This is a genomic window from Serratia sp. CY27727 (assembly GCF_052169275.1).
Taxonomy (GTDB): Bacteria; Pseudomonadota; Gammaproteobacteria; order Enterobacterales; family Enterobacteriaceae; genus Serratia; species Serratia sarumanii.
In genome coordinates this window covers 432,536-454,914 of sequence record NZ_JBJNLB010000003.1, presented here as the reverse complement: position 1 = coordinate 454,914, position 22,379 = coordinate 432,536, and the positions used below count along the sequence as shown (strand labels likewise).

16 protein-coding genes are annotated in these 22,379 nt (G+C 61.7%); 5 read left to right on the top strand and 11 right to left on the bottom strand.

All coding sequences use genetic code 11. The features are described from left to right. Positions 1–204 precede the first annotated feature (204 nt). Positions 205–2,595, top strand: coding sequence for a beta-N-acetylhexosaminidase (locus ACJ8HB_RS11750; RefSeq protein WP_094859876.1), 2,391 nt, complete (start codon positions 205–207; stop codon positions 2,593–2,595). A gap of 36 nt (positions 2,596–2,631) precedes the next feature. Here ACJ8HB_RS11750 and ACJ8HB_RS11745 read toward each other — a convergent pair whose 3' ends face one another. From ACJ8HB_RS11745 to argF, 6 genes are all read right to left on the bottom strand, one after another. Next, positions 2,632–5,619: a non-ribosomal peptide synthetase gene (locus ACJ8HB_RS11745; protein WP_094859875.1), complete on the bottom strand. Its 2,988-nt coding sequence runs from the start codon at positions 5,617–5,619 to the stop codon at positions 2,632–2,634. A 204-nt stretch (positions 5,620–5,823) separates the two neighbouring features. Further along, a complete protein-coding gene (gene ridA, locus ACJ8HB_RS11740; protein ID WP_015376455.1) occupies positions 5,824–6,210 on the bottom strand; it encodes a 2-iminobutanoate/2-iminopropanoate deaminase in 387 nt (128 codons plus the stop codon). Between the two features lie 157 nt (positions 6,211–6,367). Then, entirely contained in the window at positions 6,368–6,832 is a 465-nt protein-coding gene (gene pyrI / locus ACJ8HB_RS11735; protein ID WP_033636863.1) for an aspartate carbamoyltransferase regulatory subunit, read from the bottom strand. Between the two features lie 12 nt (positions 6,833–6,844). Next, complete coding sequence (gene pyrB / locus ACJ8HB_RS11730) at positions 6,845–7,780, bottom strand: aspartate carbamoyltransferase (protein WP_033636864.1); 936 nt, start codon at positions 7,778–7,780, stop codon at positions 6,845–6,847. Positions 7,781–8,078: 298 nt separating this feature from the next. After that, the gene (locus ACJ8HB_RS11725) at positions 8,079–9,647 is read right to left on the bottom strand and encodes an ABC transporter substrate-binding protein (RefSeq protein ID WP_094859874.1); all 1,569 of its coding nucleotides are present in this window, start codon (positions 9,645–9,647) and stop codon (positions 8,079–8,081) included. Between the two features lie 195 nt (positions 9,648–9,842). Continuing rightward, positions 9,843–10,862, bottom strand: a complete 1,020-nt coding sequence (gene argF, locus ACJ8HB_RS11720; RefSeq protein WP_060423000.1) for an ornithine carbamoyltransferase — start codon at positions 10,860–10,862, stop codon at positions 9,843–9,845. 162 nt (positions 10,863–11,024) lie between these two features. Here argF and rraB point away from each other — a divergent pair, with 162 nt between their 5' ends. Both rraB and miaE read left to right on the top strand, forming a co-directional pair. Further along, positions 11,025–11,450: a ribonuclease E inhibitor RraB gene (gene rraB, locus ACJ8HB_RS11715; protein ID WP_004933365.1), complete on the top strand. Its 426-nt coding sequence runs from the start codon at positions 11,025–11,027 to the stop codon at positions 11,448–11,450. A gap of 180 nt (positions 11,451–11,630) precedes the next feature. Then, positions 11,631–12,395 (top strand): tRNA isopentenyl-2-thiomethyl-A-37 hydroxylase MiaE, encoded by a 765-nt coding sequence (gene miaE, locus ACJ8HB_RS11710; protein ID WP_015376459.1) that lies wholly within the window; start codon positions 11,631–11,633, stop codon positions 12,393–12,395. 15 nt (positions 12,396–12,410) lie between these two features. Here miaE and ACJ8HB_RS11705 read toward each other — a convergent pair whose 3' ends face one another. The 5 genes from ACJ8HB_RS11705 to pepA all read right to left on the bottom strand — a co-directional run bounded on the left by ACJ8HB_RS11705 (position 12,411) and on the right by pepA (position 19,883). Continuing rightward, positions 12,411–14,018 carry a GMC family oxidoreductase gene (locus tag ACJ8HB_RS11705; protein WP_033636871.1) on the bottom strand — a complete coding sequence of 536 codons (1,608 nt, stop codon included), beginning with the start codon at positions 14,016–14,018 and terminating at the stop codon, positions 12,411–12,413. A gap of 226 nt (positions 14,019–14,244) precedes the next feature. Next, the gene (locus tag ACJ8HB_RS11700; RefSeq protein ID WP_016929277.1) at positions 14,245–14,748 is read right to left on the bottom strand and encodes a GNAT family N-acetyltransferase; all 504 of its coding nucleotides are present in this window, start codon (positions 14,746–14,748) and stop codon (positions 14,245–14,247) included. A gap of 200 nt (positions 14,749–14,948) precedes the next feature. Next, positions 14,949–17,825: a valine--tRNA ligase gene (locus tag ACJ8HB_RS11695; RefSeq protein WP_094859873.1), complete on the bottom strand. Its 2,877-nt coding sequence runs from the start codon at positions 17,823–17,825 to the stop codon at positions 14,949–14,951. 12 nt (positions 17,826–17,837) lie between these two features. Beyond that, positions 17,838–18,287, bottom strand: a complete 450-nt coding sequence (locus tag ACJ8HB_RS11690; protein WP_033631663.1) for a DNA polymerase III subunit chi — start codon at positions 18,285–18,287, stop codon at positions 17,838–17,840. Between the two features lie 84 nt (positions 18,288–18,371). Next, positions 18,372–19,883 (bottom strand): leucyl aminopeptidase, encoded by a 1,512-nt coding sequence (gene pepA / locus ACJ8HB_RS11685; RefSeq protein WP_033636874.1) that lies wholly within the window; start codon positions 19,881–19,883, stop codon positions 18,372–18,374. 282 nt (positions 19,884–20,165) lie between these two features. Here pepA and lptF point away from each other — a divergent pair, with 282 nt between their 5' ends. Together lptF and lptG are read left to right on the top strand one after the other, a co-directional pair. Further along, positions 20,166–21,260 (top strand): LPS export ABC transporter permease LptF, encoded by a 1,095-nt coding sequence (lptF, locus tag ACJ8HB_RS11680; RefSeq protein ID WP_033636875.1) that lies wholly within the window; start codon positions 20,166–20,168, stop codon positions 21,258–21,260. Continuing rightward, entirely contained in the window at positions 21,260–22,330 is a 1,071-nt protein-coding gene (lptG, locus tag ACJ8HB_RS11675; RefSeq protein ID WP_094859872.1) for an LPS export ABC transporter permease LptG, read from the top strand. Before lptF ends, lptG begins: the two co-directional genes overlap by 1 nt. Positions 22,331–22,379 lie beyond the last annotated feature (49 nt).

Below are 22,379 nucleotides of genomic sequence, written 5' to 3'. Positions count from 1 at the left end.
GCCCCCTCCGGCCGGGAGGGGGCAACTGTGATCCCGTCCGCTTTTTCACCGCAACGGTTGGACATCTGTTCTGGGCTGAGTCTTTATCTACAGCGTTGGCTGTTTTCCCCTGCGCCTTTCAAGCCACCGCGTTGTTGTTTATCGCCTAGCGGTGGTTTGAAATTCATTGGGGATATTTTGTTTTTTTCCTCTGAGGAATTTCCGATGCACAGACCTTTCCGTTATACGCTACTGGCTTCATCGTTATGGTTTTCTTGCGGCGCGCTGGCGCAGCCGGCCGGCGATCTGCCGCTGATGCCCTGGCCGCAGCAGGTGGAAGTGACGCAACCGGCGGGCAAGCTGGCGCTGGATCACCGTTTGTCTCTGACGCTGCAGGGCGACGATCTGGGCGACGCGCTGCCGCGCTGGCGCCAGCGCATCGAACTGCAGACCGGCTGGACGCTGGCGCCGATGGAAGAAGCGAACGGCGCGGCGATCAAGGTGGTGATCAAGGACCGGGTGGCGGCGCAGCCGCTGCCGGGCAGCGATGAGAGTTACCGGCTGGCGGTCACGCCGCAGGGCGCCACGCTGACCGCCAACACGCGTTTCGGCGCGCTGCGCGGCATGGAGACCCTACTGCAGCTGCTGCAGACCGACGGGCAAAATACCTTCCTGCCGCTGGTGGATATCCGCGACGTGCCGCGCTTCCCGTGGCGCGGCGTCTTGTTGGATTCGGCGCGTCATTTCCTGCCGCTGCCGGACATTCTGCGCCAGCTCGACGGCATGGCGGCGGCCAAGCTTAACGTGTTCCACTGGCACCTGACCGACGATCAGGGCTGGCGCTTTGCCTCCGAGCATTATCCCAAGCTGCAACAGCAGGCCAGCGACGGCCAGTTCTACACCCGCGAGCAGATGCGGCAGGTGGTGGCTTACGCCACGGCGCGCGGCATTCGCGTGGTGCCGGAGATCGACATGCCGGGGCATGCCTCCAGTATTGCGGTGGCCTATCCCGACCTGATGAGCGCGCCGGGGCCGTATCGGATGGAGCGCGAGTGGGGCGTGCATAAGCCGACGCTCGATCCGACCCGCGACGAGGTGTATCAGTTTGTCGACACGATCGTCGGCGAGCTGGCGGCGATCTTCCCCGATCCTTATCTGCACATCGGCGGCGACGAGGTGGACGCCAGCCAGTGGCGGGCGTCGCCGTCGATTCAGGCGTTTATGCAGAAGAACGGGCTGGCGGATACCCATGCGCTGCAGGCCTACTTCAACCAGAAGCTGGAAAAGATCCTCGAGAAGCACCAGCGGCAGATGGTCGGCTGGGACGAGATCTATCATCCGTCGCTGCCGCGCTCGATCGTCATTCAGTCCTGGCAGGGGCAAGACTCGCTGGGCGCCAGCGCGCAGGACGGCTATCAGGGCATCCTCTCCACCGGTTTCTACCTCGATCAGCCGCAAAGCACCGCCTATCACTACCGCAATGAAATTCTGCCGCAGCCGCTGGGGGTCGAGACGGCGGTGCAAGCCGGCGAGCAGGCGCAAAGCTGGGGCTTCAGCATGCCGCGCCTGAAGGGCAGCGCGGTGGAGGGCAGCTTCACGCTGATCGAGGGCAAACAGGGCTGGCGCGGCTTTATCGATTTCAACGGCAAGTCGCGCCGCGCGGTGCACGACATCGTCTGGCGCACGCCGCAGCAGGTGACGTTCCGCGTTGATACCTGGATGGGCGACACGCGGCCGGTGTTCACGCTGCAGCAGGACAAGCTCAGCGGCTATACGTTGGTCGGCAACGTGCGTTACCCCACCCGCGGCGACAAGCTGGCGGCGGTGCCGGCGGGCAAGATGCCGGTGGTGCCGGACGAGAAAGGGCAGGCCAACATTCTCGGCGGCGAAGCGGCGCTGTGGGCGGAAAACGTGCGCGCGCCGCTTCTCGATCTCAAGCTGTGGCCGCGCGCCTTTGCGGTGGCGGAGCGGCTGTGGTCGGCGCAGGACGTCACCGACGAAAACAACATGTACCGGCGGCTGGCGGCGATCGACGCCTGGTCGGTGGTGTCGGTCGGCCTGCAGCAGCACGCGGAAACGGCGCGCGAATTCACCCGATTGAGCAACAGCGTGCAGATCGTGCCGCTGCAGATCCTGGCCGAGGCGGTGGAGCCGGCGCAGTATTACACCCGCCAGCACCTGAAGTTCCAGGCCGGCAACTATCACCAGTTCGAACCGCTGAACCGCTTTGCCGATGCGCTGCCGCCGGAGAGCGGCGCGGTACGTGAGATGCAGGCACAGGTCGCGGCCTTGTTGCAGGATAAGCGCGATAAGGCGGCGGCGCAGGCGCTGCGCGAACGGCTGCAGCGCTGGCAGGCGAACGGCGCGGCATTGCAGATGGCGATCGCGGGCAACCGCACGCTGCGCGATCTGGCGCCGGTGGCGCAGGACGTCGATGCCTTGGCTACGCTGGGCTTAACGCTGCTGGATCGCCATCAGCAGGGCAAACCGCTGAGCCGGGCCGAGGCCGAACAAGCGCAGCGCCAGCTGGATGCGGCGGCGCAGACGCGCGACGAGGTGGTGATTGCGGCGGTGTACCCGCTGGAGGCGCTGCTGCGGGGGCTTAAAACGGAGTGAGGGTGACGGGGCTCGGCCAGCTGAGCCCCGGTCTCGTTACGCCCGAAGCGACAGCGGCGCATACCCGATGGCGTGCTGCAGGTAATTCAGCAGCAGCTGGCGGGTGAAGCGCGGTTCATCGATGCCGCTGCCCTGCAGGAAGCGTTGCAGGTTGCTGCAGTCCCACCGATAGGTGTCTTGATAGAGCTCCACCGTCGATAGCTCGTCCACCATAGGATCCTTGAACAGGCTGAGCAGCGGGTACAGCGGCGCGTCGCTGTCGTTTTCCCATTGGGCCCGCCACTGTGCGAAGGGCAGAGGATGAAAGCGATAACCGAACTCGCGCTCCAGCAGGCTGAAAAACTCACGCAGCGTCAGATTATTGTCACCTTGATGGATCAGGTTGAATTTCTGCCCCAGCGCCTGCGGGTTGCGAGAGACGTGGGCGATGGCCCGGGTCATGTAATCCACCGTGGTCAACCCTTCGCGCAGATCCCGTAAATCCGGCACCGTGCCGCTGCTGATGCAGGTTCTCACCAGCCGCCCCCACCATTGGTAATCGGCGTTGACGCCGGTGCGGCTGTGGCAGGTGGCGTAGCCCAGGCGGAAGGTCATCAGCGGCAGGCCTTGCTTCGCCGCCAGATCGGCGATCTTCTCCATCACCCATTTGCTGCGCACGTAGCCGATATCGCGGCTGACCGCCGGCAGGTTTTGATCGATATCGTCGCTTTCCCGCATCACCCGCTTACCGGTGTGCAGATGCCCCCAGCTGTAAACGGATATGGTCGACAGCAGCATCAGTGGCTTGGTGCGGCTATGCGCCGCGAAACGAATGATTTCCCGCAGGCCCTGCACGTTGTCGCGCTTCATGTAGGCGTAAGGCTGGATAAAATTCACCGCGCTGGCCGAATGGTAAATCAGATCGATATCCTGACATAACACCCGGTAAGCCGCCGGTGCCAGCGAGAAATGGTGTTCCGCCACGTCGCCGGGCAGGATATGGAGGCGTGCGCGCTGCCCGGCGCTCAACGCGATCCGGTAGCGCTGCAGCACCGCCTCCAGCCGCTGTCTCGGCGGCAGTTTGGTGCCGTCGCGCACCAGACAGTACAGCTCGGCGTCGGTGGTGTGCAGCAGATCGGCCAACAGGTGCGCGCCGACGAAGCCGGTGGCGCCGGTCAGCAAAATGGCGCGCGGCGCGCTGATTTGCCGCGCATCGAATGTCGAATCGATGACGAGATCCGACGGCAAATACACGTCATCCTGCAAGGCGCGTGCCGGCTCGCCGTCTTGAGGTTCAGACGTTTGTTCTTGTCCCTGGCGTTGCGCCATCGCCTGCGCCAGCGTCGTCAGGTTCGGGTATGCATAGATATCACGCACATAGGTTTTGACCGCGAACGCTTTACCCAGTTGGTTTGCCAGGTTTGCCGCCAGCAGCGAATGCCCGCCCAGCGCGAAGAAATCATCGTCGGCGCGGATATGATCGATTTTCAGCAGCCTGCGCCACAGATCGGCGACGATCCGCTGGTGGCCGTTGAGCGGTTCAGCAGGGGCCGGCCGTGCCTCGGGCGCCAGGGCCAACAGCGCCGCCTGGTCGATTTTACCGTTGGCGTTGATCGGCAACCGATCCAGATGCCGGTACTCGGCGGGCAGAGAGTAGGCGGGCAGCTGATCCTGAAGCTGCCGTTTAACCCGTGCAATGAGATCGCTGCCGGGATCTTCACCGGTCAAAAACGCCAGGATCCGCTTGTCGCTCGGATTGTCCGTTTGATTGACGAGGGCGATGGCGGTTTTTACGCCGGAGACCTGCGTCATCAGGCTGCCGATTTCACCGAGTTCTACGCGATTGCCGCGGATTTTGACCTGGGCGTCGAGGCGCCCCAGGTACTGAATGCGGCCGTCAGGCAAGCGGCGCGCCCGATCGCCGCTGCGGTACAAGCGCTGGCCGCCGACGTGCGGCGAAGTGACAAAACGCTCGGCGGTCAGCTGCGGGGCGTTCAGGTAGCCGCGCGCCAGGCAGAGGCCGCTGATGCAGAGCTCGCCAGATTCGCCGTCGGTTACCGGCCGCAGGCGCTCGTCGAGGATGAATACCTGCGTATCGGCGATGGGCCGGCCAATCGTGGACGGCGGGTTTTGCGTCGCGCAGCGCACGCGGTTGCAGGTGGCGAAGATGGTGGCCTCCGTCGGGCCGTAGTAATCCACCACTGCATAGTCGATGCCGCGCAGCTCGAGCGGATTCAGCTTTTCACCGGCGGTGAACAGGTATTTCAGCGCCAGCCCGGCGGGCTGCGGCGCGCCGATGACCTCCGGCACCAATACCGTAGGGACAAAGGCGTGGGTGAGGCGATGCCGGGCGAAGAAGGCCAGCAATGCGTCCGGCTGCAGGCGGGTCTCCTCGTGCGGCAGATACAGGGTGCCGCCGCAGATCAGCGGTGCCCAGATTTCCCATTGCGCCACGTCAAAACCGACGCCGGCAATCAGCGTGGAACGGCTGTGTTCATCCATCGCGAAACGTTGGTTATGCCAGAGGAGCAGGTTTAACAGCGAACGGTGTTCGATCATGACGCCTTTGGGCGCGCCGGTGGTGCCGGAGGTGAAAATAATATAGGCAAGCGCATCGGAGGGCGGAGGGGAAAATACAGTTATGGAAACTTTAGTCAGGGAAATATTATCAATGGAAAGGACTTTGCGCGGGAGGTTGTCGATATTTACACGAGCGTCATGGTTGCTGAAGAGGATTATCGGCGAGCCACTTTGTTCGATAATATTGCGAATGCGCCGTTCGGGATAGCGGGCGTCAATGGGAATATAACAGGCTCCGGCCTTGGCGATCGCCATCATGCCGATCGGCAATTCCACCGTGCGCTGCGCGACCAGCGGCACGGCATCGCCGGGCCGAACCCCTTCCTGTTTCAGGCGCGTGCACAGTGCGCTGCTGGCTTCATCCAATTGACGGTAGGTCAGATGTTTATTATCGCCGATGACGGCGGTTTTTTCCGGATAACGGGAAGCTTGTTGGATAAAATAATCCAATACGCTAGGTGCCATGGTTATCTCCTGTCATTATTCACGGAGTGAACGAAATGAAACAGCAATGACCCGGCCGGGTGAGAAATAATTATAGGCGTATTTTTATTGTGGGATTGTAAATGTGAGCGGTATTACGCTATCGCTATAAATTAATTGGATTAATAAAATTCTTACCAATAAAAACGGCCAGCCGAAGCTGACCGTCATTCGCGAGCGTGTCGATTAACGACGCACGGCGATGGCTTCGATTTCGATCTTCACGTCTTTCGGCAGACGCGCCACTTCCACGCAGGAGCGGGCCGGGAACGGCGCGCTGTGCTCGGTGAAGAAGGCTTCGTACGCGGCGTTGACGGTGGCGAAGTCGTTCAGATCTTTCACGAACACGGTGGTTTTCACGATGTCCGCAACGCTCAGGCCGGCGGCTTCGACGATCGCTTTGACGTTTTCCAGCGACTGGCGCGCCTGAGCGGCCACGTCGTCGGCGACGGCGCCGGTTTTCGGATCGACCGGGATCTGGCCGGAAGTGATGATCATGCTGCCCAGATCAACGCCCTGCACGTAAGGACCAATGGCTGCCGGGGCGAGTTCAGTGCTGATATTACGTGACATGTTTTCTCCTGATAGACCCGTTGTCTTTCACGCCGCCGCGCGGTCGGCCGCAGCTTGAAATTCGGTGGGTAGCAACGTGGGTAGAGTTATTTTCAGGCACCCATTATAGGGAGTGACGCGCAGATTAACAGCGCCGCTCCCGCTAAAAGGGCAGAATTCAGTCGGCCTGCAACACCACCTGATGCTCGAACTCTTTCTCGCAGTAGCGGCACTTCAGGTGCACTTCGCCGTCGCGCGGCTTCACGCTGAAGCTCGACGCCACCGGCTCGCTGCGGCTGATGCAGTTGCTGTTCGGGCAGGTCAGCACACCGTCGATGTGGTCAGGCAGGCTGAGGGTCAGCTTGCGCACCACTTCGTAGTTATCGATGCGGTTTACCGTGGCCTTCGGCGCGTACATCGCCAGCTGGTTGGCCTGCTGCTCGGTCAGGAAGGTGTTCTCGATCTTGATCAGATCCTTGCGGCCCAGCGCGTTGGAGGGCAGGTTCAGGCCGATGGTGATGCGCTGGTCGGTGGCGGTCAGCTTGAACAGCGTCAGCAGTTTGAAACCGATCTGCGCCGGAATGTGGTCGATCACCGTGCCGCATTTGATCGCTTCGACCTGCAGTTTGTTGTCGTGAGTCATGGCGGTTCCCCCTTAAAGAGCCAAATCTGCGTTGAGCACCAGCGCCAGCAGCGCCTGGCGGGCGAAGATGCCGTTGCCCGCCTGTTGGAAGTAGTAGGCATGCGGCGTTTTATCCACGTCGGTGGCGATCTCGTCGATGCGCGGCAGCGGGTGCAGCACCTTGAGGTTGGCGCGCGCGCCGGCCAGATCCGCGGCGCGCAGGACGAACTGCGCTTTCACGTTGGCGTACTCGGAAGGATCGAGGCGCTCTTTCTGTACCCGGGTCATGTAGAGAATATCCAGCTCCGGCACCACTTCTTCAATGCTGCTGTGCAGGCTGTACTCGATGCCTTTCTCTTCCAGCATTTTCAGGATGTAGGCCGGCATCGCCAGCGCGTCAGGGGCGATGAAGTAGAAGCGGTTGCCTTCGAACTTGGCCAGCGCCTGGGTGAGCGAGTGTACGGTGCGGCCGTACTTCAGGTCGCCGACCATGGCGATGCTGAGGTTGCTCAGGCGCCCTTGGGTTTCCTGGATGGTGAACAGATCCAGCAGGGTCTGGGTCGGGTGCTGGTTGGCGCCGTCGCCGGCGTTGAGCACCGGCACATTGCCGGAGAATTCAGCGGCCATGCGCGCCGCGCCTTCCTGCGGGTGGCGCATCACGATGGCGTCCACGTAGGTGCTGATCACCGAGATAGTGTCGGCCAGGGTTTCGCCTTTCTTGCCGAGCGAAGTGTTGCTGCCGTCGGCGAAACCGACTACCGAGGCGCCGAGACGGTGCATCGAGGTTTCGAACGACAGGCGGGTACGGGTCGAGGCTTCGAAGAAGCAGCTGGCGATCACCTTGTGTTTCAACAGTTCCGGCTGCGGATTGGCTTTCAGACCGGCGGCGGTGCGCAGCACCAGCTCCAGATCCTCGCGGCTGAGATCGTTAATAGAGATGATGTGTTTGTGATACAGCGGGTTGGCCATTTTTCACTCCTCCTCGACGCGTGCCCGTGGCGCGGGACTTTGGGATATTCTCAAGGCAAAAAAAAGCCCCTCAATGAGGGGCTTGAAACGATCGGTTTAGCAACAGGAGAAACAACGGCAGCTGGCCGCCGATAGGCAGTCGGTTTTGTCGATTGCGGCTAACAAAACAAACGTCGTTTTTCATACTTTCTCCTGGCAAATTGTGGCGCATTATACTCGCGCTTTTCGCCACTGCAAGCGTTAAAACGCCGTTTTTTGCCGCCCCGCAATCGATTGGCCGGCGATGGGCACACGCCGGCTATTTGCTGACGCGATCGTAGTAGACCATGTCGGCGTTCAGCCCCTGCTGGTAGCCTTTGACGTTGTCGCGCAGCACCACTTCGGTTTTGGCCTGATCGATAAACACGTACGGCGAACTGCGCTGCAGTTCCTGCTGCATGGCGGTGTACAGCGCGCGGCGCTTGGCCGGATCGGCTTCGGCCAGCGCCGCCAGCGTCTGCTGGTTCAACTGCGGGATCTGCCAGCCGTTCAGCCCGGCCACCGTGCTGCTTTTGCCGTCGTTGTAGGCGAAGGCGCTGGCGTTGGAGTGGGCGTCGAAGTAATCCGGGATCCACAGGCGGATCGCCGCCTGATGCTGCCTGGCGCGCACGCGGGAGTAAACCTGGCTGCCCGCCGCCGGCAGCAGCTCGACCTTCACGCCGGCGGCGGCGAAGCTGCCCTGTAGCGCCTGCGCGATGGTGATGAACGGCGGCTTGTTCTCTACGTCCAGCGTAAAGGTGGCGTGGGTGATGCCCGCCTTGGCCAGGATGGCTTTCGCCTTGGCCGGATCGTAGCTGAACGGGTTGGTCTCCAGCGCGCCCGGCAGCCCGACCGGCAGGAAACTCTGGTGCACGAAGTATTGGCCCTTCAGCAGATCCTTCGTGATGCCCTGATAATCCACCAGATAGCGCGCCGCTTCCCAGAAGGCCGGGTTGTTCAGCAGCGGATTGGCGCCGTTGCCGGTGTTGAACACCAGGTAGTTTTGTTCGGCGGAGGGGATCTCCAGCACCTTGACGCCCGGCTGGTTTTTCAGCGTGTCGGTCTGATCGGCGCCCAGTTCGCGGGCGATATCGGCGTCGCCCTGCTGGATCAGCAGGCGGCGGGTGGCCGGATCCGGCACGTTTTTAATGATGATGTTTTTCAGCTGCGGCTTGTCGCCCGGCGTGGTGGGGTTGGCGTCCAGCACGATCGCCTGATGCGGCTGATAGACGCGCATCTTGAACGGGCCGCTGCCGGCGGAGTGCATTTTCAGCCAGGCGTTGCCGAAGTCGCCGTCTTTGACGTTGGCCAGCGCCGCCTTGCTGTCGACGATCGAGGCGATCGGCGTCGAAAGAATATTCAGCGCCACCGCCGGGCTGACGTCCGCCGTCCAGCGCAGCTGCACCGTATGTTCGTCGATCTTCTTCAGCTGCGCGTCGATGTTGTCCGGCTGCCAGCCGAGCACGTTGAGGATGAACGCCGGCGACTTGTTCATCTTGACCGCGCGGCTGTAGGAAAAGATCACGTCGTCGGCGGTCAGCGGGTTGCCGGAGGCAAACGTCGCCTGCGGCCGCAGTTTCACCGTCAGCGTTTTGGCCGCCGCATCGCTCTGCCAGCTTTCCGCCAGCACCGGCGCCACCTTGGCCGGATCGTCGCGATCCGCCTGCACCAGCCGCTGATACAGGCTGGGCACCGTCTGGATGCTGGAGAGTTCGTTGGCTTCCGCCGGATCGAGGCTGACGATGTCATCCAGCGATTGCACCACCACCAGCGTATTCGGCGGCGTGGCGGCTAACGCGGCGGCGGGCAGGGCGGCGAGCAGGAACAGCGGCAAGAGTTTGGCTTTCATCGGTGTGTATCCCCTGAAGGCGCCGCCAGGCGGCGCTGAGAACGGTTTGTTATCGTTGGTTTTTACGGCGCGGGCGCCGTCGGCCTGTCACGGTAGAGCCTTTGCCGGCGGTGAGCAAAGGTCAATCCGCTATTTGATATTCCTGGAATATATTAGCCGCCCTGGCCGGGGGCGTCAGGGCGGAGGGGAGGACTGTCAGAGGGTTTCGCTCAGGGTGGCGACCAGCACCGCCTTGATGGTGTGCAGCCGGTTTTCCGCCTGATCGAACACCACGCTGTGCGCCGACTCGAACACTTCGTCGGTCACTTCCATGCCGCCGTGCAGATCGTACTGTTGCGCCATCTGCTTGCCGAGCGTGGTTTGATCGTCGTGGAACGCCGGCAGGCAGTGCAGGAACTTCACGTTCGGGTTGCCGGTCAGCTTCAGCATCGCCATGTTGACCTGATACGGCCGCAGCAGCGCGATACGCTCCTGCCAGGTCTCTTTCGGTTCACCCATCGAGACCCACACGTCGGTGTAGAGGAAGTCGGCGTCTTGCACCCCTTCGGCGATGTCTTCGGTCAGGGTGAGTTTCGCGCCGGTTTGCTGCGCCAGCGCCTGGCACTCGGCCACCAGCTCCGGCTGCGGCCAGCAGGCCTTCGGCGCCACCAGCCGCAGATCCATGCCCGCCAGCGCGGCGGCTTCCAGCAGCGTGTTGCCCATGTTGTTGCGCGCGTCGCCGACGTACGCCAGTTTCACTTCACTCAGCGCCTTGCCCGGCAGGTGCTCCTGCACGGTGAGCAGATCCGCCAGCAGCTGGGTGGGGTGGAACTCGTCGGTCAGGCCGTTCCACACCGGCACGCCGGCGTGCTGCGCCAGGGTTTCCACCAGCGCCTGGCCGTAGCCGCGATACTGAATACCGTCGTACAGGCGGCCCAGCACCCGGGCGGTGTCTTTCATCGACTCCTTATGGCCGATCTGGCTGCCGCTCGGGCCGAGGTAAGTCACCTGCGCGCCCTGATCGAATGCGGCAACTTCGAAAGAGCATCGCGTGCGGGTCGAGTCTTTTTCGAAGATGAGCGCAATGTTTTTGCCCTGCAGCCGGCGCTGTTCCTGCCCCTGCTTCTTGGCCTGCTTCAGATCGGCCGCCAGTTTCAGCAGCGCCTGCAGCTCGGCGGGGGTGAAATCCATTAACCTCAGAAAGTGACGTTGGTAGAACGCATTGCCGGTGCTCATAGTCCGATTCCCTGATTGCTTAATTGAATTAAAATTCACTTTATATGTATGAATATTCAAATTCAACCCCAACGAGGAAATCTTTCACGTTTATCGTGGAAGCAATGTCGGCGGTGTGTGAAAATAGAAGGAATGAAGGCCATTTGACTTGAGGATATAGGCATGGCAAACCGCGAATTGCTGGAAGAACAACGTGAAGAGACCCGCCTGATCATCGAAGAACTGCTGGAAGACGGCAGCGATCCGGACGCGCTCTACACCATCGAGCACCATCTGTCCGCCGAGAAATTTGAGGTTCTGGAGCAGGCCGCCGTTGAAGCCTTCAAGCTGGGCTACGAAGTGACCGACGCCGAAGAGCTGGAAGTGGAAGACGGCTCGCTGGTGATGTGCTGCGACGTGATCAGCGAAGTCGGCCTGAACGCCGAACTGATCGACGCTCAGGTCGAGCAGCTGGTGGCGCTGGCGGAACGCTGCGGCGTCAACTACGACGGCTGGGGCACCTACTTCGAAGATCCGAACGGTGAAGACGGTGAGGATGACGAAGACGGCGACTACATCGACGAAGACGACGACGGTAAACGCCACTAATCCCTTTCCGATCAATACCTGTGGGCTGGCTTTCGCCGGCCCCTGATATCCCCGTCGTCTTTCAAGCTGCAGCGTTGTTGGCTGCACTCCCTCACCCCAGTCACTTACCTAAGTAAGCTCCTGGGGATGAGTGAGCTGGCCGCCTAGCTGCAACTTGAAATACATAGGGCAATTAAGCCGATGACATACCAATCCCTGTTAGCCCCGATTTTAAGCTTCCTGCACTGTGAAACGCCCGACGCCTGGATCGACGCCGCGCGCCGTCCGGAAAACCTGCAGCTGTTGCTGACTGACCACCTGGTGTGCGAACTGAAAGCCGCGCAGACCGGCATGTGGCTGATCCGCCGCTACGTGGCGGACAAAGAGAGCGGCGACGCGCTGTTGGCGCTGTTGCGCCCTTACGAGGCGTTTCTGCACGAAGCGCAGGGCGCGCCGGACACGCTGTTTCGCCAGGGCCAGTTCACCCGCAAGATCCTGCCGAAAAACGGCTCGGCCTACGGCCAGGATCTGGCGGATCGCATGGTGCTGTTGATCAAGGAAGAGCTGCATCACTTCTCGCAGGTGCTGGAGATCATGCAGGCGCGTGGGATCCCGTATCGCAAGATCACCGCCAGCCGCTACGCCAAGGGGATGATCCGCGAGATCCGCACTCACGATCCGGCGACGCTGATCGACAAACTGATCTGCGGCGCTTACATCGAAGCGCGATCCTGCGAACGCTTCGCCAAACTGGCGCCGCACCTGGACGACGAGCTGAACCGCTTTTACGTCTCGCTGCTGCGCTCCGAAGCGCGCCATTATCAGGACTACCTGACGCTGGCGGAACAGATCGCCGGCGGCGACATCAGCGAACGGGTGGCGCATTTCGGCCGCCTCGAAGCTGAACTGATCCTGTCGCCGGACAGCGAGCTGCGTTTCCACAGCGGCGTGCCCGCCGCCGCCTGACGTTGAGGCGCGCCCTTACTGCGGCGCGCCCAGCAACAGATCCACCGCCTTTTCCGCCAGCATGATGGTCGGCGCATTGGTGTTGCCGCTGGTGAGCTGCGGCATCACCGAGCAGTCGATCACCCGCAACTGCTCAAATCCGTGCACCCGCAGCTGCGGATCGGTCACCGCGTCCTGCGGCGACGGCCCCATGCGGCAGCTGCCCACCGGGTGATACACCGTCTTGCAGAAGTTGCGCACGAACTCTTCCAGCTGCGCTTCGTCGCGCGTCCACTCCGGCTGCGGCATCAGCAGATCCTTGATCAGCGGCTTCAGCGCCGCGGTTTGCAGGAAGCCCAGGCCGAACTTCACCGCGCGCACGCTGCCGGCCAGATCGTCCGGGTGGCCGAGGTAGTTGGCGTGCAGCTTGACCGGATCGTGCGGATTGCTGCTGCGCAGCAGCACTTCGCCGCGTGCCTTCGGCTGCAGGTAGCCGACCTTGAGCGTGAAGCCGTGAATGTTCGGCAGCGGCTCGCCGGGCACGTCGTCCCAGCTGTCCAGCAGCGGCAGGAAGTGAATCTGCACGTCCGGCCGGCCGTCGCCCTGGCTGTCGGTGAAGGCGGCGCCTTCCAGCACGTTGGACGAGAGCACGCCGCTGCGAAACGCCAGCCACTGCGCGCCGTGGCTCAGCGCCTGCAGGCCGCGATCGGCGCCGAACAGGCTGATCGGCTCGCGGGTGCTGACGTTGATCGACATGTGCAGATGGTCGTGGAAGTTTTTGCCCACCGGCAGATCCGCCCGCACCTCGATGCCCAGCTGCTGCAGGTGGTCTCGCGGGCCGATGCCGGATAGCATCAGCAGCTTCGGCGAACCGACGGCGCCGGCGCTGACAATCACCTCTTTGGTGGCGCGCGCGGTCACTTCCGCGCCGCCGTTCTGGCTGTAGACCACGCCGGTGGCGACGTTGCCCTCGAAGGTCAGCCGATGCGCCAGGGCGTTCAGTTTCACCACCAGCCGCCGTTCGTCGCGCACCGCCTTCAGGTAGGTGCGGGCGGTGCTGGCGCGTTCGCCGTTGTGGGTGGTGGTTTGGTAGAAACCGACGCCGTGCTGGCTGTCGCCGTTGAAGTCGTTGCGATAGGGCAGGTTCAGCTCCTGGCCGGCGCGGATAAACGCCATGCTGAGCGGGTGGCGGTAGCGGTTTTCGCTGACCGGCAGCAGCCCGTCGGCGCCGTGGTAGTCGTCCGACAGGCTTTCGTTGGCCTCGGCGCGTTTGAAATAGGGCAGCACCTCCCGGTAGCTCCAGCCGGTGCAGCCATAGCGCTCGGCCCAGTCGTCGTAGTCCTGCGGCTGACCGCGCAGGTAGATCATGCCGTTGACCGAACTGCTGCCGCCCAGCACCTTGCCCTGCGCGATCTGCATGCGGCGGTTGTTGGCGTGCGGTTCCGGCTCCGTTTCGTAGGGCCAGCTCTTTTTGGCGATGATCTTGGCCACGCCGGCCGGCATCTTGATGAACAGGTTATTGTCGTCGCCGCCGGCTTCCAGCAGCAGCACCCGCGCCTGGGTGCGGCGGATCAGCTGCGCCGCCAGCACGCAGCCGGCGGAACCGGCGCCGACGATGATGTAATCAAAGGTATTTTCCGACATGACAGCTCTCCGTGCGCGATTGGGATACTGGCAGAGTAACGCGGGGGAAAAAGCGGTCAATTTGCGATCGTTAATTTATTAACGAACTTCACATTAAATTTACATCGTGGTTTTTAACGTCAGTTTATCTGCTTGAAATACGGCGTTATAGCGAGTTTTACTGATTGATTGCGATATTAATAAAAAAGGCGCAGCAAGCTGCACCCTGATGTGAAGGCGGGGGCGATTACAGCGTTTTCAGCATGGTGACTTCGCAATCGACGTGGCCGGTAGCGCCCATCGCGTGGTCGATGTGTTCGAAGCCCAGATGTTCGTACAGCGCAACGGCCTGCGTCAGGCTGGCGGTGGTCTCGAGGTAACAACAGCGGAAGCCGTGTTGGCGGGCGAAATCCAGCGCCTGCAGCGCCAGGCGTTTCGCCAATCCCTTGCCGCGCAACACCGGCAGGAAATACATCTTCTGCAATTCGCATATATCGTCTGCGCCGCCCTGCAGCGGCGCGATGCCGCCGCCGCCGGCGACCTGGCCGTCTACCTCGATCACCCAGTAAGCGCTGCGCGGCAGGCTGTAGAGCTGATACAGGGCGTCCAGATTGGGATCGGAGACGGTATAGCCTTTATCCGCCGTCAGGCCGTGCTCGGCGGAGACTTCGCGAATGACGTGAGCAATGGCGGCATTGTCTTCCGCCGTGATGGGGCGCACCAGCAGGCGCGCCGGGGTTGCTGTTGTCATGTTTACACTCGCCATTGAAAGAGACCACGTTCGTTTTTCGTTTTTATCGCAGCACGAAACGCGCCGGGGATTATTTCCCGGCGGCGTCCCTGCAGCAGTAATATCTTGTAATAACACCTAACCCGGCCCGGATGCAACGGCGATAAAAAAACAGCGGGGAAGACCCCGCTGTTTTTCAGGCGTTGGCGTGAGCCGGTGGATTACAGCGCGGCGATGGTCGCCTGCTGTTCCTGCAGCTTCACTTTGCCTTCTTTGCAGGCCGCCAGACGATCGCGTTCTTTGGCGACCACCGCTTCCGGCGCGCGCGCCACGAAGCCTTCGTTCGCCAGCTTGCCTTCGATCGCGGCGATTTCCGCATCCAGTTTGCCCATCTCTTTCGCCAGGCGCGCGATCTCGGCGTCTTTGTCGATGAAACCGGCCATCGGGATCAGCAGCTCGGCGCCGTCCACCAGCTTGGTGACGGAGACCGGGCCTTTCTCACCGGCCGGCAGCAGCGCGATGGATTCCAGGCGCGCCAGACGGGCGATAAAGCTTTGGTTCTCCTGTACGCGGCGCTGGGCGTCGGCGCTGCAGTTGCGCAGCAGCACGTCGAGCGCTTTGCTTGGCGCGATGTTCATCTCGGCGCGGATGTTGCGCACGGCGATGATGGTTTGCTTGATCCACTCCAGATCGTTCAGCGCCTGCTCGTCTTCCAGCGTGGCGTCGTAGGCCGGGAACGGCTGCAGCATGATGGTGTCTGCGGTCGTGCCGGTCAGCGGCTTCACGCGCTGCCAGATGGTTTCGGTGATGAACGGAATGATCGGGTGCGCCAGGCGCAGCAGCGCTTCCAGCACGGTGATCAGCGTGTGGCGGGTGCCGCGCTGTTCCGCTTCGCTGCCGTTGCTCACCACTGGCTTGGTCAACTCCAGATACCAGTCGCAGAACTGGTTCCAGGTGAATTCGTACAGGATGTTGGCCGCCAGATCGAAGCGGTAAGTGTCCAGCGCTTCGCGGTAGGCTTTCACCGTGCGGTTGAATTCGGCCAGGATCCAGCGATCCGCCAGCGACAGCACTTTCTCGCCGCCGTTGAAGCCGCAGTCGTGCGCTTCGGTGTTCATCAGCACGAAGCGGCTGGCGTTCCACAGCTTGTTACAGAAGTTGCGGTAGCCTTCCAGGCGCTTCATGTCCCAGTTGATGTCGCGGCCGGTCGAGGCCAGCGCCGCCAGGGTGAAACGCAGGGCGTCGGTGCCGTGCGGCTCGATGCCGTTCGGGAACTGCTTCTCGGTGCGCTTGCGGATTTTCTCCGCCAGCTGCGGCTGCATCATGTTGCCGGTGCGTTTTTCCAGCAGATCTTCCAGCGAGATGCCGTCGACCATGTCCAGCGGATCGATCACGTTGCCTTTCGACTTGGACATCTTCTGGCCTTCGTCGTCGCGGATAAGACCGGTCATGTAGACGGTCTTGAACGGCACCTGCGGCTTGCCGTTTTCATCCTTGATGAAGTGCATGGTCAGCATGATCATGCGCGCGATCCAGAAGAAGATGATGTCGAAGCCGCTGACCATCACGCTGGTCGGGTGGAAGGTTTTCAGCGCCTCGGTCTGCTCCGGCCAGCCCAGGGTAGAGAAGGTCCACAGGCCGGACGAGAACCAGGTGTCCAGCACGTCTTCGTCCTGGGTCAGCACTACGTCGGCGCCCAGGTTGTTCTCGCTGCGCACTTCTTCTTCGCTGCGGCCCACGTAGACTTTGCCGTTCACGTCATACCAGGCCGGGATACGGTGGCCCCACCACAGCTGACGCGAGATGCACCAGTCCTGAATGTCGCGCATCCAGCTGAAGTACATGTTTTCGTACTGCTTCGGCACGAACTGGATTTCGCCCTGTTCGACCGCTTCCACCGCCACTTTGGCCAGCGGCGCGGTGCGCACGTACCATTGGTCGGTCAGCATCGGCTCGATCACCACGCCGCCGCGGTCGCCGTAAGGCACCGTCAGGTCGTGCGGTTTGATCTCGGCCAGCAGGCCCAGATTATCGAAGGCGGCAACCACCGCTTTACGCGCTGCGAAGCGCTCCAGGCCACGGAACTCGGCCGGGATCTCGTTGCAGTAGTCGGTGCAGACTTCGCCCAGGGTGTTGAACACTTCCGCTTCCTGGCGGATGTCGCCGTCGAAGGTCAGAATGTTGATCATCGGCAGGCCGTGGCGTTTGCCGACTTCGTAGTCGTTGAAATCGTGCGCCGGGGTGATCTTCACGCAGCCGGTGCCTTTTTCCATATCGGCGTGTTCGTCGCCGACGATGCGGATGCGGCGGCCGACCAGCGGTAGAATGATCTCTTTGCCGATCAGGTCTTTATAGCGCGGATCTTCCGGGTTGACCGCCACGCCGGTATCGCCCAGCACGGTTTCCGGACGGGTGGTGGCGACCACCAGGTAGTCTTTGCCCTCGGCGGTTTTCGCGCCGTCGGCCAGCGGGTAGCGCAGGTGCCACATGGAACCTTTGGATTCGCGGTTTTCCACTTCCAGATCGGAGATGGCGGTGCGCAGCTTCGGATCCCAGTTCACCAGGCGCTTGCCGCGGTAGATCAGGTCTTCTTTGTGCAGACGGACAAACACTTCGCGCACCGCGTTCGACAGGCCTTCGTCCATGGTGAAGCGCTCGCGCTCCCAGTCCACGGAGTTACCCAGACGGCGCATCTGGCGGGTGATGGTGCCGCCGGACTCCGCCTTCCACTGCCAGATCTTGTCGATGAACGCGTCACGGCCGTAGTCGTGGCGGGTTTTGCCTTCTTCCGCGGCGATCTTGCGCTCCACCACCATCTGGGTGGCGATGCCGGCGTGGTCGGTGCCCGCCTGCCACAGGGTGTTTTTACCCTGCATGCGCTGATAGCGAATCATGGTGTCCATGATGGTCTGCTGGAACGCGTGGCCCATGTGCAGGCTGCCGGTGACGTTCGGCGGCGGGATCATGATGCAGAAGCTTTCCTGGCTGGTGTTGCCGTTCGGCTTGAAGTAACCCTGATTCTCCCAGTGATCGTACAGCTTCTGTTCGATCTGTTTTGGGTCGTATGCGGTGTCGAGCTGACTGTTTGTCTTTTCCATTCTTTATCGTATTCAGTGAGTTGGCGGCGTAGCCGTGGTCAAATGGAAGCCGACGCTGCGATAGGCCTTGTAACGGTCGCGCGCCAACTGTTTCAGAGTGTCTTCGTAAGGAACGAAGTCTACCACTTCATGGAAAGCGGTAGCAAAATCGGCAAACTGCGGCAGCAGGGCGATCAGCAGATCGCGCGGGGCGTTGCCGCGCTTGCCGGGCCAGCACAGTTCCACCGGCGCGCCATAGTGCGGCCCTTCGCCGGCCAGGTTGTGCGGCACGAACTCATGCGGCTCGCGCTGCCACAGCGCTTCGTCCAGCCGCTGGGCCTGCTCCTGGCTCTCGCAGGCGATCAGCACCCGCTTGCCGGAACGGAAGCCGTTGGCGGCAACGGCGCAGGCCACGGCCTCATGGGCGCTGAGCGCACCAGACGGTTCCGCGTTGTCGAGCAAATAAAACGTCGCCTGTTTCATTAAGGATCCACCGCTGCCGATAAAAAAATGTAGGGGCACAGCATGCTGTGCCCCTTGGGATTATACCTGAATTACCGCTCAGATTTAATCGTCGCCGTTCAGGCCCGCGCGGTTGAGCAAGAACTGCGACAGCAGCGCCACCGGGCGGCCGGTCGCGCCCTTGGCTTTACCGGAGCGCCAGGCGGTGCCGGCGATATCCAGGTGCGCCCAGGTGTACTTGCGGGTGAAGCGCGACAGGAAGCAGGCGGCGGTGATGGCACCGCCAGGGCGGCCACCGATGTTCGCCATGTCGGCGAAGTTGGAGTCCAACTGCTCGTAGTACTCGTCGGCCATCGGCAGGCGCCAGGCGCGGTCGCCGGCCTGCTCGGAAGCGCCCAGCAGTTCGTGCGCCAGCGGGTTGTGGTTCGACATCAGGCCGGTGATGTGGTGGCCCAAGGCGATCACGCAGGCGCCGGTCAGGGTGGCGATGTCGATCACCAGCTCCGGCTCGAAGCGCTCGACGTAGGTCAGGGTGTCGCACAGCACCAGACGGCCTTCGGCGTCGGTGTTCAGCACCTCGACGGTCTGGCCGGACATGGTGGTCAGCACGTCGCCCGGACGGTAAGCCCGGCCGCCCGGCATGTTTTCACAGCCGGCCAGCACGCCGATCACGTTCAACGGCAGGTTCAGCTCCGCCACCACGCGCATCACGCCGTACACGGTCGCCGCGCCGCACATGTCGTATTTCATCTCGTCCATGCCGTCGGCCGGTTTGATCGAGATGCCGCCGGAGTCGAAGGTCAGCCCTTTGCCTACCAGCACGATCGGCTTAGCGTCCGGATTTGGGTTGCCCTTATATTCCATCACCGACATTAACGACTCGTTTTGCGAACCGGCGCCGACCGCCAGATAGGCGTTCATGCCCAGCTCTTTCATCTGCTGTTCGCCGATGACGCGGGTGGTGATGTGGGTGCTGAAGGCGTCCGCCAGCTGGCGGGCCTGCGAGGCCAGGTAGCCGGCGTTACAGATGTTCGGCGGCATGTTGCCGAGATCTTTGGCCGCCTTGATGCCGGAAGCCACCGCCAGGCCGTGCTGGATAGCGCGTTCGCCGCTGGTGAGCTCACGGCGGGTCGGCACGTTGAACACCATTTTGCGCAGCGGACGACGCGGCTCCACCTTGTTGCTTTTCAGCTGATCGAAGGTGTAGAGCGTCTCTTTGGCGGTTTCCACCGCCTGACGCACTTTCCAATAGGTATTGCGGCCTTTCACGTGCAGCTCGGTCAGGAAGCAGACCGCTTCCATCGAGCCGGTGTCGTTGAGGGTATTGATGGTTTTCTGGATCACCTGCTTGTATTGGCGCTCATCGAGCTCGCGCTCTTTGCCGCAGCCGATCAGCAGGATGCGCTCGGAGAGAATGTTGGGCACATGGTGCAGTAGCAGCGTCTGCCCGACCTTGCCTTCCAGTTCGCCACGGCGCAGCAATGCGCTGATATAACCATCACTGATTTTGTCGAGTTGTTCTGCGATAGGGGACAGGCGGCGCGGTTCGAAAACGCCGACTACAATACAGGCACTGCGCTGTTTTTCCGGGCTACCGCTTTTTACACTGAACTCCATGCACTCTCCTGAATCTTAAAGACAAAGGCGGACGCTACGGCTAGAATAACCGACTCCGTAACGATCTCCTGCCATTTGAGTTAACGGATTATGTTAACCTGAACGGCATAAATTGCTCTGTTTTGGCGACTATAAGCAAGTTCCTATAGGACACCCAAACGGCTTGATGTTGTAATACTATTTTAGCTGTGAAGGTTGCCATATGATGAGAATAAATGGCGGATTAGCGATGAAATTATCGATTTTCCTGCAAAAAGACAAGTTTTCACAGGCGTAATAAGCGTGATCATCATAAGATATCTGGTACGGGAAACGCTCAAGAGCCAAATCGCCATCCTGTTCATCCTGCTTCTGATCTTCTTTTGTCAGAACTTGGTCAGGGTGTTGGGCGATGCGGTGGACGGCAATATCCCGACAAACTTAGTCCTCTCCCTGCTGGCGCTGGGCGTGCCGAAAATGGCGCAGCTCATCCTGCCGTTGAGCCTGTTTCTCGGCTTGCTGATGACGCTTGGGCGGTTGTATACCGAGAGCGAAATCACCGTTATGCACGCCTGCGGGCTGGGCAAACGCACCCTGATTATTGCCGCCATGATCCTGGCGCTGTTCACCTCTGCGATCGCGGCGGTGAACGTGTTTTGGGCCGGCCCCTGGGCTTCGCGCTATCAGGACGTGGTGGTGAACGAAGCCAAGGCCAACCCGAGCATCGCCGGGCTGGCGGAGGGGCAGTTCAAACCCTCGCAGGACGGCAACGCGGTGCTGTTTATCGGCAACGTGAAGGGCAGCACCTTCAACGACGTGTTCCTGGCGCAGCTGCGGCCGAACGGCAACCAACGCCCGTCGGTGGTGGTGGCCGAGCACGGCAACATCGTGCAGCAGAAAGACGGCTCGCAGGTGGTGACGCTCGACAAGGGCACCCGCTTTGAAGGCACCGCGCTGCTGCGCGACTTCCGCATTACCGACTTCAACGACTACAAGGCGGTGATTGGCCACCGCACCGTGGCGGCGGACAACACCGAATCCGAACAGATGTCGATGCAGACGCTGTGGGAGTCCGACGATCCGGATGCGCGCGCCGAGTTCCACTGGCGCCTGACGCTGGTGGTGTCGGTGGCGCTGATGGCGCTGCTGGTGGTGCCGCTCAGCGTGGTGAACCCACGCCAGGGCCGCGTGCTGAGCATGCTGCCGGCCATCCTGCTGTATCTGATCTTCTTCCTGCTGCAGACCTCGCTGCGCTCCAACGCCGGCAAGGGCAAGCTGGATCCGATGCTGTGGCTGTGGCTGGTTAACGGCGTTTACTTCGCGATCGCGCTGGCGCTGAACCTGTGGGATACCGTGCCGATGCGCAAGCTGCGCGCACGCCTGAGAGGAGCGGCCTGATGTTTGGCGTATTAGACCGGTATATCGGTAAAACGATTTTCAACACCATCATTATGACGCTGTTCATGCTGGTGTCGCTGTCCGGCATCATCAAGTTCGTCGATCAGCTGCGCAAGGTCGGCCAGGGCGAATACACCGCGTTGAGCGCCGGCATGTACACCCTGCTGAGCGTGCCGAAAGACATCGAGATCTTCTTCCCGATGGCGGCGCTGCTCGGTGCGCTGCTCGGCCTGGGCCAACTGGCGACGCGCAGCGAACTGGTGGTGATGCAGGCTTCCGGCTTCACCCGCCTGCAGATCGCCGGCTCGGTGATGAAAACCGCCATTCCGCTGGTGCTGTTGACCATGGCGATCGGCGAGTGGGTGGCGCCGCAGGGCGAGCAGATGGCGCGTAACTACCGCGCCCAGCAGATGTACGGCGGCTCGCTGCTCTCCACCAAGAGCGGGCTGTGGGCGAAGGACGGCAACGACTTCATCTACATCGAGCGCGTCTCTGGCGATAAAGAACTCTCCGGCGTGAACATCTACCACTTCAACGATCAGCGTCGCCTGGAGACGGTGCGCTATGCCGCCACCGCCAGCTTCGAGAACGGGGTGTGGCAGCTTTCGCAGGTGGACACCTCGGATCTGACCGACCCGAAACAGGTGACCGGCACCCAGACGCTGACCGGCGAATGGAAAACCAACCTGACCCCGGACAAGCTGGGCGTGGTGGCGCTGGATCCGGATTCGCTCTCCATCAGCGGGCTGCACAACTACGTGAAGTACCTGAAGCAGAGCGGCCAGGAATCCAACCGTTACCAGCTCAACATGTGGAGCAAAATCTTCTCGCCGCTGTCGGTGGCGGTGATGATGTTGATGGCGCTGTCGTTCATCTTCGGCCCGCTGCGCAGCGTGCCGATGGGCATCCGCGTGGTGACCGGCATCAGCTTCGGCTTCCTGTTCTACGTGCTGGATCAGATCTTCGGCCCGCTGAGCCTGGTGTACAGCATGCCGCCGGTGCTGGGCGCGCTGCTGCCGAGCATGCTGTTCCTGCTGATCAGCGTGTATATGCTGCTCAAACGCAAGTAGCGGGGCGATCGGTAGTGAAGAAAGGCGTGGCCGCGGGGCCGCGCCTTTT

Excerpts from the sequence above, each read along its gene's own strand:
- ACJ8HB_RS11750 (WP_094859876.1), top strand. The coding sequence starts at position 205 with ATGCACAGACCTTTCCGTTATACGCTACTGGCTTCATCGTTATGGTTT.
- ACJ8HB_RS11700 (WP_016929277.1), bottom strand. The coding sequence starts at position 14,748 with ATGACAACAGCAACCCCGGCGCGCCTGCTGGTGCGCCCCATCACGGCG.
- rraB (WP_004933365.1), top strand. The coding sequence starts at position 11,025 with ATGGCAAACCGCGAATTGCTGGAAGAACAACGTGAAGAGACCCGCCTG.
- ACJ8HB_RS11745 (WP_094859875.1), bottom strand. The coding sequence starts at position 5,619 with ATGGCACCTAGCGTATTGGATTATTTTATCCAACAAGCTTCCCGTTAT.
- ACJ8HB_RS11705 (WP_033636871.1), bottom strand. The coding sequence starts at position 14,018 with ATGTCGGAAAATACCTTTGATTACATCATCGTCGGCGCCGGTTCCGCC.
- miaE (WP_015376459.1), top strand. The coding sequence starts at position 11,631 with ATGACATACCAATCCCTGTTAGCCCCGATTTTAAGCTTCCTGCACTGT.
- ACJ8HB_RS11695 (WP_094859873.1), bottom strand. The coding sequence starts at position 17,825 with ATGGAAAAGACAAACAGTCAGCTCGACACCGCATACGACCCAAAACAG.
- pyrI (WP_033636863.1), bottom strand. The coding sequence starts at position 6,832 with ATGACTCACGACAACAAACTGCAGGTCGAAGCGATCAAATGCGGCACG.
- ACJ8HB_RS11690 (WP_033631663.1), bottom strand. The coding sequence starts at position 18,287 with ATGAAACAGGCGACGTTTTATTTGCTCGACAACGCGGAACCGTCTGGT.
- ridA (WP_015376455.1), bottom strand. The coding sequence starts at position 6,210 with ATGTCACGTAATATCAGCACTGAACTCGCCCCGGCAGCCATTGGTCCT.
- lptG (WP_094859872.1), top strand. The coding sequence starts at position 21,260 with ATGTTTGGCGTATTAGACCGGTATATCGGTAAAACGATTTTCAACACC.
- ACJ8HB_RS11725 (WP_094859874.1), bottom strand. The coding sequence starts at position 9,647 with ATGAAAGCCAAACTCTTGCCGCTGTTCCTGCTCGCCGCCCTGCCCGCC.
- argF (WP_060423000.1), bottom strand. The coding sequence starts at position 10,862 with ATGAGCACCGGCAATGCGTTCTACCAACGTCACTTTCTGAGGTTAATG.
- pyrB (WP_033636864.1), bottom strand. The coding sequence starts at position 7,780 with ATGGCCAACCCGCTGTATCACAAACACATCATCTCTATTAACGATCTC.
- pepA (WP_033636874.1), bottom strand. The coding sequence starts at position 19,883 with ATGGAGTTCAGTGTAAAAAGCGGTAGCCCGGAAAAACAGCGCAGTGCC.